Here is a 16,725-nt window from a genome sequence, read left to right on the forward strand (position 1 = left end):
AAATAAAACACTAATTATGAAAAATTTAGGAAAGTAACTCTATTTCGAAATATTTGAGAATAAAAAAGATAGAAATTACATTTAATAACAATGCTAACCAATAATATTTACTATAATCATCAGTATTTACAGCAATTTCATATAAATTTAAAAGAGGTAAAATTACAACACCTATCCAAACAGGAATCCAAATGACTTCGGTTTCAAAACCAATAAAATGTACAGTTTCAAAATTTTGAAAAATACCAACGAACGTCATTAATAAAACGACAATACTTAATAAAAGATATATTTTGTTTTTTGTTGACATACTAAACCAAATAAATCCCGTCTTCTTTGATTTCGATAAGTTTTTGTTTGTATAAATTACCAACGGCTTTTTTGAAATTCTTTTTACTCATTTTCAAAACCGTTTTAATGTCTTCTGGATGCGAATTATCCGTTAAACGTAAGAAACCACGATTCGCTTTTAATTCGTCTAAAATTACTTGTGAAGAAGGTTCGATTGCCTCTACTCCTACTTTTCGCAACATAACGTCAATTTTACCATCAGGACGAATATTTTTGATATACCCTTTCGTTTTCATTCCAGGTTTTACATCATCGTATACTTCATTTTTATACGCTAAACCTTTATGTTTTTGATTGATGATGCAATTGATTCCACCTTCGGTAATGTGCGAAATTAAAATATCTACTTCTTCGTTTTTTTCTAACTCTAAATTTTCGTTCGATAAATATTTATTTGTTCTGCTCGAAGCAACCAAACGATTCGTTTTCTCATCCATATGCATGTAAACCAAGTAACGCTTGCCTTCTTCCATAGGGCGCGCTTGTTCTTTAAAAGGAACAAACAAATCTTTCTCCAATCCCCAATCTAAAAAAGCTCCGAATTTGTTGATGTAATTTACTTTCAAATGCGCAAATTCATTCAATTTGATATAAGGTTTCAAAGTGGTTGCAACAGGACGTTCTTCGTGATCTAAATATACAAATACGGTTAAATCATCTCCAATAGTAAATTCTTTTGGAACATATTTATTAGGTAATAAAACATCATCTTCTTGTGTGTCTTCGCTTCCTAAAAATAAACCAACTTTAGTATCTCTAAGTATTTTTAACGTATTGAACTCTCCTATATGTAACATAATGAAATAAATATTTTGCAAAGGTAATCAAATAGAAACAAAAAAAATCCAGTTACTAGAACTGGATTCAAATTGTATTAAAATAGAATTTTAAATTCCAATTTCTAATTGAAAACGAACGTACCAATTTTGTTTGTTGCTTCCGTCGAAATAATTCAAATCGCTCAAAGTAACTTCTCCTTGTAACTTGAAAGCATGTTCCCATAAATATTTTGTAACACCTAATGAATATTGTTTTGAATCTGGTGTTAATGCTTTGATATCATCATGCATATTCTGAGTAGAAAAACGTCCAATAATTTCGTAGTTTGTTGGGAAAACATAACTCAATTGATAATCCATTCCACTTCCAACAGGAACATAATTAAATTCAGTAATATCATCTGGATTAAAAGCGATTGGATCTTTAGCCGAACGTGACATATAACTCGACATAAAAGCCCAACCGTTATATTTGAACATCGCATCTAACAATACCGATTTCATAGTTTTTTGTTCGAATAAATCATTTCCAAGTTGTCCTTGTGTTCTTCTAGCTAAGTTATTTTGATGAAAAGCTCCCGAAAGCAACAACTTTGGTTTTTCTTCGCGAGCCACATCTCCTTCAAAATTGGTTCCGTCTTTTTTGAATGAACCAAAAGGCATCAACTCTAATTTTCCTGTTAAAGCAACTCCGTCATCAGCAGATTTTGTCCAGTTTCTTCCTTCTCCAGTTGAAACAGCTGTTTTTACATTGTATGAAAATTTTTCTTTGTTTTCGTTTAAATAATACGCTTGAAAACCAAAATCTCTATCAATCGTAAAACGAGCATTGTTAATACTTCTATCGGTTAATTGTAAAGCTCCTGATGAATTGACACGTTGACGATTTCCTGGTAATTTGGTTTGACCAAAAAGGAAACTCCAATGTTTATTTGGACGATAAAAAACAGCGGCATCACGAATAATATTGATGTTTTCTCCATCTTGAATTTCGCCCACATCACCTGGTGCAAATGATAACTGAATTACATATAAAAAGTGTGGATTTCCTACATAACCATCAAAACGTAAACGCAAACGTCTAATTTCTCCAGAATAAGCTGCATCCTCACCTTCATTTTGAATGTAAGTTACTCGATTTTGCATTCTAAAACGGATATTTAATTGAAATAAACTATCAGGCGATGTTATTCCTAATCCTTTTCCATAGCTATAATATGGAAGTGCTGCCAACTTTAAATCGTTGTCTTTTGTGGTTACTTTTATATCTTGGGCAACAGCAAAAGAGCTGATTACAAGCAATAAAAAGGTTACTAATTTTTTCATTTGTTATGTTGTTGTTTATTTTGCGCAAACTTAACATTAAAACAAGGTTAAGTGTGTTAAGTAAATATTACCTTTGCAAAAAATTAACGTTATGTCAAATATATATATTGGATATCATTTTACAATAAACCCAGTTGAATTAGGAAGTGAAATTTTGATTGCAGAATTGGGTGAAAAAGCTTTTGAAAGTTTTATCGAAACTCAAACTGGAATTTCTGCCTTTGTTCAAAAAGATTTATGGGATACAAATATATTAGAAGATATTCAAATTTTAAGTAATCCAGAATTTAAAATCGAATATACTTTTGAAGAAATTGAGCAAGTAAATTGGAATGAAGAATGGGAAAAAAACTTCGAACCTATTGATGTAGACGGAAAATGTCACGTAAGAGCACCATTTCATGAAAAAACAAGTGCTGAATACGATATTGTAATTGAACCCAAAATGAGTTTTGGAACAGGTCATCATGAAACGACTCACATGATGATTCAACACATCTTGGAAACCGATTTTACCAATAAAAAAACCTTAGACATGGGTTGCGGAACTGCCATTTTAGCCATTTTAGCCGAAATGAAAGGTGCACAACCTATTGATGCTATTGATATTGACAATTGGTGTTACTTAAACTCAATTGAAAATGCAGAACGTAATAATTGCAAACATATTTCGGTATACGAAGGCGATGCTTCTTTATTAGTGGGTAAAAAATACGACATTATTATTGCCAACATCAACCGAAATATTCTTTTAAACGATATGCAACAATATGCAGATTGTTTGAACGAAAACGGAATTTTATTCTTAAGTGGTTTTTATACCGAAGATATTCCTGTGATTTCAGAAAGTTGCACTTCGATGGGATTAACCTATGTAAAACAATTTGAAAGAAACAATTGGGTTGCATTGAAGTTTGAAAAATAGTTTGGAGTTAGTAGATGGAAGTTGGGAGTTTAACTTTTTTAAATCTTGAATTTGATTTTTGAATTTGAATTTGATTCAGTATTTTTGTAATGAACTTTCAAACGTAAAGAAAATGAGCACGATAGAAAAAGTACAAGAAGAAGTTTTAGTAGCAGAAGCTGTTGGTGTTAATAACGAAATTGTATTACACAATGATGATGTAAATACATTTGACCATGTTATTGATACATTAATAAGAGTTTGCAAACACGATGAATTACAAGCCGAGCAATGTGCATTATTAGTACATTACAAAGGCAAATGCACAGTTAAAACGGGTCCGATTGACCAATTGAAACCACAATGTTCGGCATTATTAGATGCAGGATTAAGTGCTGAAATTATATAAATAAAAAATCCCGCTATTTGCGGGATTTTTTTATGTTGAAATTTATTTTCTTACGAACTCAACAACATTAATCGTTCCGCCATCATCAGCGAATTTAATTTTCAATGTTGTACTATTTAAAATCATAATCTCACTATCAAAAAAATCACCTCCTCCATAATTTACTGAAAGAGCATTACCTTCTTTAGTCCAAGTAGCCTCATCTACATATTCAACACAACTTCCTGATGGTTTTTCATAATAATAATCTTCAGCCATTCCATTTGATTTGAACTCAATATAATTTTTTGTACAACCAGATGTATGCTCAAAAGGTGACAAAAATTCAGTACCTGAAACAATTGTTCCTTCTTTTAAAAATTCCCATTCACCAACGATAGTTCCAGAAGTTGATGAACTACTATCATCATCCTTACTACATGAATTGAAAGTTAATGAAAGTGATACAATTGACACAAATAATAAAACTCTTTTTTTCATAATTTACTTTTTATAGTTAATCAAAAGTACACAAATTTCTCAATTGAGAAATTTATTTTTTAAATAAAAAAAGTCCTGAATTATCAGAACTTTATATTTTTAAGAAGTAAAGATTACCCTAAAACTTCTTTTACTTTTTTACCAATTTCAGCTGGAGAATCTACGACATGAATTCCGTTTTCTCTCATGATACGTTTTTTAGCTTCTGCTGTATCATCAGCACCACCAACGATTGCACCTGCGTGACCCATTGTTCTTCCTTTTGGAGCAGTTTCACCTGCGATGAATCCAACAACTGGTTTACGATTTCCGTCAGCTTTAATCCAACGAGCAGCATCTGCTTCTAATTGACCTCCGATTTCACCAATCATGATGATGATTTCAGTTTCTGGATCGTTCATTAATAATTCAACCGCTTCTTTAGTAGTTGTTCCAATGATTGGGTCACCACCAATTCCGATAGCTGTAGTAATTCCTAAACCTTGTTTTACTACTTGGTCAGCAGCTTCGTAAGTTAAAGTACCTGATTTAGATACAATACCAACTGTTCCTTTTTTGAAAACGAAACCTGGCATAATACCCACTTTAGCTTCTTCTGGAGTAATTACACCTGGACAGTTAGGACCAACTAAACGGCAATCTTTTCCTTTAATGTAATCATAAGCTTTAATCATATCTGCTACCGGAATACCTTCAGTAATACAAATGATTACTTTGATACCCGCTTCAGCAGCTTCCATAATTGCATCAGCAGCAAATGCTGGCGGAACGAAAATAATTGAAGTATCAGCTCCTGCTTTTTCAACAGCATCTTTAACTGTGTTGAAAACTGGTCTGTCTAAATGTGTTGAACCACCTTTTCCTGGAGTTACACCACCTACAACATTTGTTCCGTACTCAATCATTTGAGAAGCGTGGAAAGTTCCTTCGCTACCTGTAAATCCTTGTACAATTATTTTTGAATTTTTATTTACTAAAACGCTCATGATATATGAATTAAATTGTGTTTAAATTTGTGATGCAAAAGTAAGTTTTTTACCAAATAATCACGTAATTTTTATTGTATTTTTTTAATTAGGTTTGCTAATTTGATATCCTTTTTTGATTTTATCTGCTTCAAATTCCCAAATGACCACCACTTTTGCAATAAGAACGAACTCTTTCGGGTTTTCGATAGTAGTTACTTTATGATTGTATTTCACCACGATTTGATTGTTATCTTCAATAAAGTGCGAAATTTCCATAAAGGAGTCAACGTAATTTTGTTTTAACTCTTTTGCTAAATCAACAATATCCGCTTTATTCATGTTGACATTTCCTTGTGAACTGTCCCAATCCAAAATAAAATCATCGTGCAAAAGTTCGTTTAAAAAAACGTCATTTCGCATACCATCTTCTTTATACAAAAATTCGATTTTCGCTCTATTTGTCATTTTGTTTTAATTTTTCAATGATTTCAGGAATTCGTTTTACGTTGGCTAATTGTTTTAATTTCTCTCGCGATTCTTCAATTGGAGTACCAAAATAAGTTTTTCCACCTTCAATTGATTTGGTAACACCAGTTTGTCCCATTACTACTGCTTTTGTACCAATAGTAATTCCGCTTGTAGTACCAACTTGTCCCCAAAGGGTTACTTCGTCTTCGATAACCACACAACCTGCAATTCCAGTTTGTGAAGCAATCAAACATTTTTTACCAATGACAGTATCGTGACCCACATGCACTTGATTGTCAATTTTAGTTCCAGCTCCGATAGTAGTATCGCCTGTAACTCCTTTGTCAATCGTACACAAAGCACCGATTCCTACATTATCTTCAATCACTACTCGCCCACCTGATAATAATTGGTCGAAACCTTCTGGACGTTTTTTGTAATAGAAAGCATCAGCGCCAAGAATGGTTCCAGCGTGAATCATAACGTTATCACCAATTATGGTGTTATCGTAAATTGTAACATTAGCATGAATCAAACAATTTTTACCAATTTGAACGTTGTGTCCAATGAAACAATTTGGTTGAATAACTGTTCCTTCTCCGATTTTAGCTGAATCTGAAATTGCAGCATTCGAAGCTTGAAAAGGTCTGAAATGTTTCGTCAGTTTATTGAAATCTCTAAAAGGATCATCAGAAATCAATAACGCTTTTCCTTCCGGACATGCTACTTCTTTGTTAATTAAAACAATAGTAGCTGCCGATTGAAGTGCTTTGTCATAATATTTTGGATGATCTACGAATACGATGTCGCCAGGTTCTACCACATGAATCTCATTCATACCGTAAACTGGAAAATCGGCATCACCCACAAAATTACAATTGATAATTTGGGCAATATCTTTTAGAGGATAAACTTTTGGAAATTTCATTTAATAATAATTAGTAATTAGTGATGAGTAAAATATAAAAGAGTAATTAGTTGTTTGGCTATTTACTAATTACTCTTCACTTTTTACTTTCAATTATTCTTTTACTCTTTCCATGTAGTTTCCAGTAGCTGTATCAATTTTGATTTTATCACCTTCATTGATAAACAACGGAACGTTTACTGTAGCTCCTGTTTCAACAGTTGCTGGTTTTGTAGCATTTGTAGCTGTATTTCCTTTAACTCCTGGCTCAGCATAAGTCACTTCTAAAACAATAGAAGCTGGCATATCTACTGATAAAGGTGCTTCAGTTTCAGCGTTGATTTGAATCATTACGTTTGTTCCTTCTTTTAATAAATCGGGAGCATCTAATACTTTTTTATCTAATGTAATTTGCTCAAATGATTCGTTGTTCATGAAGTGAAATTGATCACCTTCAGCATATAAATATTGGAATGTATGTGTTTCAACACGTACTTCATCAATTTTGTGTCCAGCAGAAAATGTGTTATCTAATACTTTTCCATTTGTTAACGATTTTAATTTTGTTCTTACGAAAGCTGGTCCTTTACCTGGTTTTACGTGAAGAAATTCGATAATTTTATAAATATCGTTATTGTATTTAATACATAATCCGTTTCTAATATCTGATGTACTTGCCATTTTGTTTTTATTTGATGTTTGTTTTATTTTTAATTGAAAATTACATTGAACTTGTATAACCTTTCATGATTCCACGAGAAGAATTTCTGATGAATTGAATAATATCATCGCGTTCAGGAGTTGCTTCCATTTCAGCTTCAATAATACTCAATGCTTGAGTTGTGTTGTAATTTTTTTGGTATAGAATTCTGTAAATATCCTGAATTTCTCTGATTTTTTCAGTTGAAAATCCTCTTCTTCTTAATCCTACTGAATTAATTCCTACATAAGATAAAGGCTCTTTTGCGGCTTTTGAAAATGGTGGAACGTCTTTACGAACTAAGCTTCCTCCAGAAATCATAGCGTGTTCCCCAATTGAAATAAATTGATGTACAGCTGCTAAACCTCCAATGATTGCAAAATCTCCCACAGTTACGTGTCCTGCTAATGCTACACCATTTACGATAATAGCGTTATCACCAATATGGCAATCGTGTGCAATGTGAGCCGTAGCCATAATTAAACAGTTTTTTCCAATTTTTGTTTGCCCAGAAGCAACTGTTCCTCTATTAATAGTAACACACTCTCTGATTGTAGTGTTATCACCAATAACCGCTAACGAATCTTCTCCGCCAAACTTTAAATCTTGAGGAACCGCTGAAATTACAGCTCCTGGAAAAATATTACAATTTTTACCGATACGAGCACCTTCCATGATGGTAACATTTGAACCAATCCAAGTTCCTTCACCAATTTCAACATTGTTATGAATGGTAGTAAAAGGATCAATTACTACGTTTCTTGCTATTTTAGCACCTGGGTGCACATAAGCTAATGGTTGATTCATATTTTAAAATTTTATTTTTTATAGGAAAAATATGGTATCGCCTTCATTTTTTGTTTTTGCTTACGCAAAGCTATTTCAGTGGCGATTTCATATATCTTTATTTTACTTTAACAATTTGTGCCATTAATTCGGCTTCTGAAACTAATTTACCATTTGCATACGCATACGCTTGCATGTGACAAATTCCTCTTCTAATAGGAGATATTAAATCACATTTAAAGAATAAGGTATCACCTGGTAAGACTTTATTTTTAAACTTAACATTGTCAATTTTCATGAAATATGTTAAGTAATTTTCTGGATCTGGAACAGTACTTAAAATTAAAATACCTCCTGTTTGTGCCATAGCTTCAATCTGTAAAACTCCAGGCATTACTGGTGCTCCAGGAAAATGTCCAACGAAGAAATCTTCATTCATTGTAACATTTTTTAAACCTACTACATGCGTTTCTGATAATTCTAAAATTTTATCAACCAACAAGAATGGTGGTCTGTGTGGTAATAAATCCATAATACCATGAATATCCATTACAGGTTCTTTGTTGATATCATAACTAGGAACATTATTACGCTCTTCTAATTTGATTATTTTAGCAATTTTCTTAGCAAACTGTGTATTTACATAATGCCCTGGTTTGTTAGCAATAACTTTTCCTTGGATTCTTGTTCCTATTAAAGATAAATCACCTACAACATCTAATAATTTATGACGAGCGGCTTCATTAGGGAAATGCAAAGTAAGGTTATCTAAAATTCCGTTAGATTTAACCGAAATTGTTTCTTTATTGAAAGCTTTCTTTAAATTTTCCATTGTTTCAGCTGAAATTTCTTTGTCAACATACACAATAGCGTTATTTAAATCGCCACCTTTAATTAAACCATTATTTAAAAGTGATTCTAATTCATGTAAGAAACTAAACGTTCTACAATCGGCGATTTCAGATTTAAACTCTTTTATACTTTTCATGGTTGCATTTTGAGTTCCTAAAACTTTAGTACCAAAATCTACCATTGCAGTTACACAATATTCATCAGAAGGAATCACAGTAATTTCACTTCCTGTAGTTTCATCTAAATAAGAAATAACCTCTTTTACAACGTATACTTTTCGTTCAGCTTCTTGCTCAATAATTCCAACTTTTTCAATAGCTTCAACAAAATATTTAGAAGAACCATCCATAATAGGAAGTTCAGAAGCATTTAATTCGATGATAACATTATCTAAATCGCAACCCACAAGCGCCGCTAAAACGTGCTCTGGCGTTTGAATCATTACTCCTAATTTTTCTAAATTAGTTCCTCGTTGCGTATTTACAACATAATTTGCATCAGCTTCAATAATTGGTTGCCCTTCTAAATCTACACGTACAAATGTAAATCCGTTGTTTACAGGAGCTGGTTTAAAAGTCATTGCAACTTCCTGACCAGTGTGTAAACCTACCCCTTTTAATGATATTTCTGCAGCAATTGTTGTTTGCTTCGCCATGATAAAAATTTTAAATTATTTAATTTTATTTTTTAATTCTTCTAAATCGTTAACAATCTTTGGTAAATTTCTAAAATGCACGAATGATTTTGCGAAATCTCCGTAATTGAATGCCGGACTTCCTTGAACAACTTCTCCAGCTTCTAAATTTTTACCAATTCCTGATTGCGCTTGAATTTTTACACCATCACCAATTACTAAATGTCCAGCAAAACCAACTTGACCACCAATTAAACAGTTTTTACCTATTTTAGTTGTTCCTGCAATTCCGGTTTGTGCTGCGATTACGGTGTTTTCACCAATTTCAACATTGTGAGCAACTTGGATATGATTATCCAATTTTACTCCTTTTCTAATTATAGTTGAACCTAAAGTAGCTCTGTCAACAGTTGTACACGCACCTATTTCAACATCATCTTCAATAATTACATTTCCAATTTGTGGTACTTTTACATACGTTCCGTCTTCTTGAGGTGCAAAACCAAATCCGTCCGAACCAATGATTGTTCCTGAGTGAATCGTACATCTATTTCCAATCACAGTTTCCGAATAAATTCGAACACCAGCAAAGAAAACACAATCGTCACCAATGGTTACGTTATCGCCAATGAAACTATTTGGATAAATTTTTACATTATTTCCAATGATTACATTTTTTCCAATATAACAAAAACTTCCTAAATATAAATCAGAACCATAGGTAACACCTTCTGAAATAACTGAAGGTTGCTCAATTCCTGATTTCATCAATTTTACTTGATTGTAGTATTCTAACAACTTTGAAAATGACTTATAAGCATCTTCAACCTTAATTAAAGTTGTTGTAATTTCTTGTTCTGGCTCAAAAGTGTTGTTAACTATAGTAACAGATGCCTGAGTAGAATAGATATAATTGATATATTTTGGATTCGCCAAAAACGTCAATGAGCCTTCGGTTCCTTCCTCTATTTTAGACAATTTAAAAACTTCAGCTTCTGGATTACCCACTACTTCACCTTCTAAAATGCCTGCTATTTGCGCTGCTGTAAACTTCATTTAAAAATTTTATTACTATCTAATTTAGATAGATTTTGGGATATAAAAATACGCATTTTCATTCAATACCAAGTATTGATTCCACTTCAACTTGGCAAAAATATAAAATTAAATTAAAAAGTTAAGATTCTAAGACCACTTTTGGAAAACAAATGAAGTATTTTGTTACTGGTTTTGACAAAGCTTTTAAGTGCAATTGATCTGAAGCTTCTACTACATCTTCAATGGTTTTATCTTTTTTCAAAATGCGAATCGGCTCACTTGACTTACTGTAAGCTTGATTTTTTAACTTGCCTTTGAATACAAAATAATCCGCTTCTTTGTCTGAAATTTTCGCAATAGAAATGTATTTATTTTTTACAGCTAATAGATTCTCTTTATTTGGTTTATCATCAGTCATTTGAATCTTTAATAAATCACGATTTAGTATCATTCGGCAAAGTGATTGTAAGACAAAATCATCATGAAATTGCCAAGCTTTTATCGCACCCAAAACATCATAATCATCTAAATACGAAAACTTATCCAAGACACTTTTATCGAAATCAGACAAGGAAATTTTGTTTTGCAAAAAGAATTGCAACGGTTCGCTACAAGGTAAAAGAATTCCTTTTTGAGTCAATTCTTTAGCACGCTTTAGAATTTTGGTCAAGATTAATTCCGCAACAACACTGGTTTTGTGCAAATACGCTTGCCAATACATCAATCTTCGAGCAACCAAAAACTTTTCTACTGAGTAAATTCCTTTTTCTTCAATAACCAAATAATCGTCTTGCACATTCATCATTTGAATTAAACGTTCACTGTTGATATTTCCTTCAGCTACACCGCTGTAAAAACTATCGCGTTTTAGATAATCCATTCGGTCCATGTCTAACTGACTTGAGATCAATTGCAACATGAATTTTCTATGATATTCGCCTTTAAAAACTTGGATAGCCAAAGCTAATTTCCCATCAAACTCTTTATTCAATTGCTCCATGAATAATAACGATAATTCTTCATGATGCACTTCTTCTACAATACTATGTTCCATGGCGTGACTGTATGGACCATGACCAATATCGTGCAACAAAATAGCAATGTACAAAGCATTTTCTTCTTCTTCCGAAATAGAAACTCCTTTAAATTGCAAGGTTTGAACCGCTTTTTGCATGATGTGCATACAACCCAAAGCATGATGAAAACGCGTGTGATGCGCTCCTGGATACACCAAATACGACATTCCCATTTGGGAAATTCTTCGTAAACGCTGAAAATAAGGATGCTGAATTAAATCGTAAATTAAACTATTAGGAATGGTAATAAAACCATAAATAGGATCGTTAAATATTTTGAGTTTGTTGGTTTGGCTCACAATTTGATAATTTTAGTAACAAATATAGCGTTTTTCACAAAATGAAATCGTTAAAAAGTATTGAAAATTTTATACAATATTTAATACAAACCTCGTTTAATAAATAGTAACTTGCACACAAATTAAGAAATATGAGTCAGATAAAAATACTTTGGGTTGACGATGAAATTGATTTATTGAAACCCCATATCTTGTTTTTAGAAAAGAAAAATTATCACGTAACCACTTGCAATAACGGACAAGACGCTATCGATTTGTTTGAAGAAAATAACTTCGACATTGTATTTTTAGATGAAAATATGCCCGGTTTGAGTGGTTTGGAAACTTTATCTGAATTAAAAGAAAAGAAATCTTCGGTTCCGGTGATTATGATTACCAAAAGTGAAGAAGAATATATCATGGAAGAAGCTATCGGTTCAAAAATTGCCGATTATTTGATAAAACCCGTAAATCCTAATCAGATTTTATTGAGTTTGAAGAAAAATTTAGACCATTCGCGATTGATTTCTGAAAAAACAACTTTGGATTATCAGAAAGAATTCAGAAAAATTGCGATGGATATGGCAATGGTTCGTACGTATGAAGATTGGGTAGAATTGTACAAAAAACTATTGTTTTGGGAATTAGAGTTGGAAAATATCGAAGACCAAAGCATGGTAGAAATTTTAGAAAGCCAGAAAACCGAAGCGAATGTGCAATTTGGGAAATTCATCGAACGTAATTACGAAGATTGGTTTCAACCAAAAGCAGATAAACCAGTACTTTCTCATGAAATTTTTGGTGAATTAGTTGCTCCAGAAATCCGAAAAAAAGACAAACCTATTTTGTTTGTAGTTATTGATAATTTACGTTACGACCAATGGAAAGCCTTTGAAAGCGTTGTAAACAATCATTACAAATTAGAAAAAGAAGTAAGCTACTTTTCTATTCTACCAACAGCAACTCAATATGCTCGTAATGCTATTTTCTCGGGATTAACTCCGTTGGAAATGGAAAAGAAATTCCCACAATATTGGAAAAACGATCCAGATGAAGGTGGAAAAAACCTCTATGAAGGTGAATTTTTAACCGAGCAATTAAAACGTTTGGGATTAAACATCAAACAAGAATATTATAAGATTACCAATTTTGCTTCGGGAAAAAAATTAGCTGATAATTTCAAATCATTAAAAAACAATGATTTAACTACTATTGTTTACAATTTCGTAGACATGTTATCGCACGCTAAAACTGAAATGGATGTAGTGAAAGAATTAGCTTCAAATGATAAAGCTTATCGTTCATTAACAGCTAGTTGGTTCAAGAATTCTCCGCTTTTGGATATGATTCAACAAGCACAACAACTTGGTTTTAAATTGATTATAACTACCGACCACGGAACTATCAATTGTAAAAATCCATCGAAAGTTATTGGTGATAAAAACACGAGTTTAAATCTTCGTTACAAAACCGGAAGAAGCTTAACTTACGAAGACAAAGACGTTTATGCGGTGAAAGATCCTAAAAAAATTGGATTACCAGCACTTAACATGAGTAGCTCTTTTATTTTTGCGAAAAACGATTTATTTTTGGCTTACGTAAATAACTACAATCATTATGTGAGTTATTACCGAAATACCTATCAACATGGAGGAATTTCGTTAGAAGAAATGGTCATTCCATTCTTAGTTTTAGAGCCAAGATAATTAAGTAAAATTTGAGTTTATATATGACCGTAATTTACAGTTTAGAAGAAATAAATGCCATTGCAAAACAGATTCTTGCTACACCTTCGTTAAAGAAAATTATCACGTTTCATGGGCAAATGGGTGCCGGAAAAACGACTTTAATTAAAGAATTGGTAAAAGAATTAGGTGTAAAAGATAATTCAAGTAGCCCAACATTTTCTTTAGTAAACGAATACAGAACTTTTCAAGGTGAAACGGTGTATCACTTTGATTTATATCGTTTAAATTCGGAAGAAGAAGGATATGATATGGGATTAGACGAATATTTCTATTCTGATAATTGGTGCTTTATCGAATGGCCAGAAAAAACGCCAAACTTAATTCCAATAGACCATGCGAGTATTTCAATAAAAATTTTACCAAATGGTAAACGTGAACTAACGCTCAAAAATTAAATACACAAGAGAATAGAAAATCAACTTCTATTCTCTTTTTTTGTGAATCTATTTCCCAAGTCTAAAATAATTCCTAATTTAGAACCTCAAAATCAAAAGTAATGTCGATATACACTCCTTTTTCTGCTTCACAATTGCTTCCACAAGAAGAAAAACTTGAAGTAGCGCGTCATAAAAGCGAATTATTTATAGGAATTCCAAAAGAAACATCCTATCAAGAAAGAAGAATTTGCTTAACACCAGATGCGGTTTCTTCATTGGTTTCGCACGGACATCGCGTAATGTTAGAATCAGGAGCTGGAGAAACTTCAAGTTATACCGACAAAGAATACAGCGATGCAGGTGCGGAAATCACACAAGACACCAAAAAAGTGTTGGGTTGCCCAATGATTTTGAAAGTAGAGCCTCCTACTCTTACTGAAATTGAAATGATGAATCCGCAAACGATTGTGATTTCAGCTATTCAATTAAAAACTCAGAAAAAAGAATATTTTGAAGCTTTAGCAGCCAAAAGAATAACAGCTTTAGCATTTGAATTCATAAAAGACGAAGATGGTTCATATCCTGCAGTAAAATCATTATCTGAAATTGCAGGAACAGCTTCTATTTTAGTTGCTTCCGAATTAATGATTGGTGAGAACATCGGAAAAGGTTTACTTTTTGGAAATATCACTGGAGTTCCACCAACAAAAGTTGTCATCATTGGAGCTGGAACTGTAGGAGAATATGCTGCTAGAACTGCTTTAGGATTAGGCGCTCATGTAAAAGTCTTCGATAATTCGATTACCAAATTACGTCGTTTACAAAACACCTTAAATCAAAGAATTTTCACTTCAACTATTCAAGAAAAATCGCTTTTAAAAGCACTAAGACGTTGCGATGTTGCTATTGGCGCCATGAAAGGAAAAAATAGAGCTCCAGTTGTGGTAACAGAAACCATGGTAGAACACATGAAAAAAGGTGCTGTTATTGTGGATGTAAGTATCGATACTGGTGGTTGTTTTGAAACTTCCGAGGTAACTACGCATGAAAAACCTACCTTTATTAAAAATGGTGTAATTCATTATTGTGTTCCTAATATTCCTTCACGTTATTCTAAAACGGCATCTATGTCAATTAGCAATATCATTTCTCCTTTCCTATTACACATTGCAGATGATGGCGGAATTGAAACGGCCATCCGTTGCAATAGAGGTTTAAAAAATGGTATTTATTCCTATCACGGTGTTTTAACCAATAAAGCCATTGCAGATTGGTTTAATTTAGAATATCGCGATATCAATCTGATTGTTTTTTAAAGTTAAAATCTAGGGACTATGTGTATAATTTAAACTAAATTTGCACAAATTATTATTTATATGAAGTTTCAGTTTCGTTTAGCCTATTATTTATTTGGATTATTTTTAGGTATAATATTTGTGATTTGGTTTTTGAGAGCTAAAGCAGACGACAAAGGTGTTGAGTTTTGCTATTTACCAAATTGTCGTGTTTTAAAAGATTTACGTAGCAAATCGTTAGATATTGATACCCTTGCTAAAAAATCTTTATCAGAAAAATGGGTTACTATAGAAGATATTAAAGAGAGTTTACGCTATGGAGATGTAGATTTTTCAAAAAGTAATGAATCTTACAAAAAAGGTAAGATTTATGTTATTGAAGGCAAAACTGCTAAAAATGAAGAAATTACCATTACAATGATTAATTACACCAATAAGGTACTCTTAGAAAAGATAGAAAAAAAATAATTTTTATTTAAAATTGCTTGCAGATACAAATAATCCTTGTATATTTGCACTCGCAATACAGAAATAGTAAAGCGTTTTATTGGGGCGATTAGCTCAGCTGGTTCAGAGCACCTCGTTTACACCGAGGGGGTCGGGGGTTCGAACCCCTCATCGCCCACACACTTAAAAACAAATGGTTTCAAAAGCCGATAAATCTTATGATTTATCGGCTTTTTGCTTTTGGACATATACCAAATTATTCATTCAATCTTAATGCTAAAGGGACAAAATCGAGACCCTAAAAATTTCTACAATTTTGGGTCTCGCTAAATTCTCTAAAGCACTGTAAACACCGTACTAACAACCAGTTTAATACTGGTTCAAAAGGTGTACATCTTGTTTACTAAATATTTAAAAATTAAATTGAATACTAATTAAAAGGTCACCACCATGAAAGCAAAAATTACTGTGCATATTTATGCAAAAACTTCAAAAGCTAACAAAAACGGTCAATTGCCAATTTATTTCAGGCTAACTGTAAACGGAGAACGTTTTGAATTCAGCACCAAGAAATTTATTGATAAATCAAAATGGTCCGCAGAACAATCAAAAATGAAAGGTAATTCAGAAGAAGCCAGAACAATAAATAACTATCTTGATTTAATGAAATCTAAAATTTTTGACATTCAGATGGAATTAATACACAAAAATGAAGATTTGACAATTGAAAAATTTAAATCAAAACTAACTGGAGCACAAGAACGTGAGCGAATGATCATTCCAATCTATCAAAGTCATAATGATAAAATTAAAGACCTAATTGGAAATGGTTATGCCTATGGAACTTTAGAACGATTTAAAATCTCATTAAAACACTTGCAGGAGTTTATCATTTGGAAATA

19 protein-coding genes and 1 tRNA gene are annotated in these 16,725 nt (G+C 32.3%); 8 read left to right on the top strand and 12 right to left on the bottom strand.

Going from position 1 to position 16,725, the window contains the following annotated elements:
* Positions 1-25 precede the first annotated feature (25 nt).
* The 3 genes from L6Q46_RS05705 to L6Q46_RS05715 all read right to left on the bottom strand — a co-directional run bounded on the left by L6Q46_RS05705 (position 26) and on the right by L6Q46_RS05715 (position 2,456).
* On the bottom strand, positions 26-310 hold the full coding sequence (locus tag L6Q46_RS05705) for a hypothetical protein (RefSeq protein WP_291283498.1): 285 nt from the start codon (positions 308-310) through the stop codon (positions 26-28).
* 1 nt (position 311) lies between these two features.
* Entirely contained in the window at positions 312-1,148 is an 837-nt protein-coding gene (locus tag L6Q46_RS05710; RefSeq protein ID WP_291283499.1) for a S1-like domain-containing RNA-binding protein, read from the bottom strand.
* 90 nt (positions 1,149-1,238) lie between these two features.
* Positions 1,239-2,456, bottom strand: a complete 1,218-nt coding sequence (locus L6Q46_RS05715) for a porin (RefSeq protein ID WP_291283500.1) — start codon at positions 2,454-2,456, stop codon at positions 1,239-1,241.
* 91 nt (positions 2,457-2,547) lie between these two features.
* Between L6Q46_RS05715 and prmA the strand changes: the two genes are divergently transcribed.
* Positions 2,548-3,381, top strand: coding sequence for a 50S ribosomal protein L11 methyltransferase (gene prmA / locus L6Q46_RS05720; RefSeq protein ID WP_291283501.1), 834 nt, complete (start codon positions 2,548-2,550; stop codon positions 3,379-3,381).
* Between the two features lie 112 nt (positions 3,382-3,493).
* Positions 3,494-3,769 carry an ATP-dependent Clp protease adaptor ClpS gene (locus L6Q46_RS05725; protein WP_153201712.1) on the top strand — a complete coding sequence of 92 codons (276 nt, stop codon included), beginning with the start codon at positions 3,494-3,496 and terminating at the stop codon, positions 3,767-3,769.
* Positions 3,770-3,811: 42 nt separating this feature from the next.
* Here the strand turns inward: L6Q46_RS05725 and L6Q46_RS05730 are convergent, their stop codons facing one another.
* From L6Q46_RS05730 to L6Q46_RS05770, 9 genes are all read right to left on the bottom strand, one after another.
* Positions 3,812-4,249 (bottom strand): lipocalin family protein, encoded by a 438-nt coding sequence (locus L6Q46_RS05730; protein WP_291283502.1) that lies wholly within the window; start codon positions 4,247-4,249, stop codon positions 3,812-3,814.
* A 113-nt stretch (positions 4,250-4,362) separates the two neighbouring features.
* Positions 4,363-5,235 (bottom strand): succinate--CoA ligase subunit alpha, encoded by an 873-nt coding sequence (gene sucD / locus L6Q46_RS05735; RefSeq protein WP_026725823.1) that lies wholly within the window; start codon positions 5,233-5,235, stop codon positions 4,363-4,365.
* An 84-nt stretch (positions 5,236-5,319) separates the two neighbouring features.
* Positions 5,320-5,682: a nuclear transport factor 2 family protein gene (locus tag L6Q46_RS05740; protein ID WP_291283503.1), complete on the bottom strand. Its 363-nt coding sequence runs from the start codon at positions 5,680-5,682 to the stop codon at positions 5,320-5,322.
* The gene (locus tag L6Q46_RS05745) at positions 5,672-6,613 is read right to left on the bottom strand and encodes a UDP-3-O-(3-hydroxymyristoyl)glucosamine N-acyltransferase (RefSeq protein ID WP_291283504.1); all 942 of its coding nucleotides are present in this window, start codon (positions 6,611-6,613) and stop codon (positions 5,672-5,674) included. The genes L6Q46_RS05740 and L6Q46_RS05745 overlap by 11 nt, the downstream gene beginning before the upstream one ends.
* A 93-nt stretch (positions 6,614-6,706) precedes the next feature.
* Entirely contained in the window at positions 6,707-7,273 is a 567-nt protein-coding gene (efp, locus tag L6Q46_RS05750; protein WP_026725820.1) for an elongation factor P, read from the bottom strand.
* A 40-nt stretch (positions 7,274-7,313) separates the two neighbouring features.
* Entirely contained in the window at positions 7,314-8,099 is a 786-nt protein-coding gene (lpxA, locus tag L6Q46_RS05755; RefSeq protein ID WP_111565766.1) for an acyl-ACP--UDP-N-acetylglucosamine O-acyltransferase, read from the bottom strand.
* Between the two features lie 97 nt (positions 8,100-8,196).
* Positions 8,197-9,585 carry a bifunctional UDP-3-O-[3-hydroxymyristoyl] N-acetylglucosamine deacetylase/3-hydroxyacyl-ACP dehydratase gene (locus tag L6Q46_RS05760; RefSeq protein ID WP_291283505.1) on the bottom strand — a complete coding sequence of 463 codons (1,389 nt, stop codon included), beginning with the start codon at positions 9,583-9,585 and terminating at the stop codon, positions 8,197-8,199.
* 15 nt (positions 9,586-9,600) lie between these two features.
* Positions 9,601-10,620 carry a UDP-3-O-(3-hydroxymyristoyl)glucosamine N-acyltransferase gene (gene lpxD / locus L6Q46_RS05765; RefSeq protein WP_291283506.1) on the bottom strand — a complete coding sequence of 340 codons (1,020 nt, stop codon included), beginning with the start codon at positions 10,618-10,620 and terminating at the stop codon, positions 9,601-9,603.
* Between the two features lie 121 nt (positions 10,621-10,741).
* Complete coding sequence (locus tag L6Q46_RS05770) at positions 10,742-11,977, bottom strand: HD domain-containing protein (protein WP_291283507.1); 1,236 nt, start codon at positions 11,975-11,977, stop codon at positions 10,742-10,744.
* Between the two features lie 131 nt (positions 11,978-12,108).
* Between L6Q46_RS05770 and L6Q46_RS05775 the strand changes: the two genes are divergently transcribed.
* From L6Q46_RS05775 to L6Q46_RS05800, 6 genes are all read left to right on the top strand, one after another.
* A complete protein-coding gene (locus tag L6Q46_RS05775) occupies positions 12,109-13,662 on the top strand; it encodes a bifunctional response regulator/alkaline phosphatase family protein (RefSeq protein ID WP_291283508.1) in 1,554 nt (517 codons plus the stop codon).
* Positions 13,663-13,685: 23 nt separating this feature from the next.
* Positions 13,686-14,099, top strand: coding sequence for a tRNA (adenosine(37)-N6)-threonylcarbamoyltransferase complex ATPase subunit type 1 TsaE (gene tsaE, locus L6Q46_RS05780; RefSeq protein WP_291283509.1), 414 nt, complete (start codon positions 13,686-13,688; stop codon positions 14,097-14,099).
* A gap of 101 nt (positions 14,100-14,200) precedes the next feature.
* On the top strand, positions 14,201-15,397 hold the full coding sequence (locus tag L6Q46_RS05785; RefSeq protein ID WP_291283510.1) for an alanine dehydrogenase: 1,197 nt from the start codon (positions 14,201-14,203) through the stop codon (positions 15,395-15,397).
* Between the two features lie 60 nt (positions 15,398-15,457).
* Positions 15,458-15,844: a DUF4258 domain-containing protein gene (locus tag L6Q46_RS05790; protein ID WP_111565760.1), complete on the top strand. Its 387-nt coding sequence runs from the start codon at positions 15,458-15,460 to the stop codon at positions 15,842-15,844.
* A gap of 82 nt (positions 15,845-15,926) precedes the next feature.
* Positions 15,927-16,001 (top strand) — tRNA-Val (locus tag L6Q46_RS05795).
* Between the two features lie 272 nt (positions 16,002-16,273).
* Positions 16,274-16,725 (top strand): Arm DNA-binding domain-containing protein (locus L6Q46_RS05800; RefSeq protein ID WP_291283511.1); only part of this gene is annotated, 452 nt, incomplete at its 3' end.

The sequence above is a fragment of the Flavobacterium sp. genome (assembly GCF_023151265.1).
Taxonomy (GTDB): Bacteria; Bacteroidota; Bacteroidia; order Flavobacteriales; family Flavobacteriaceae; genus Flavobacterium.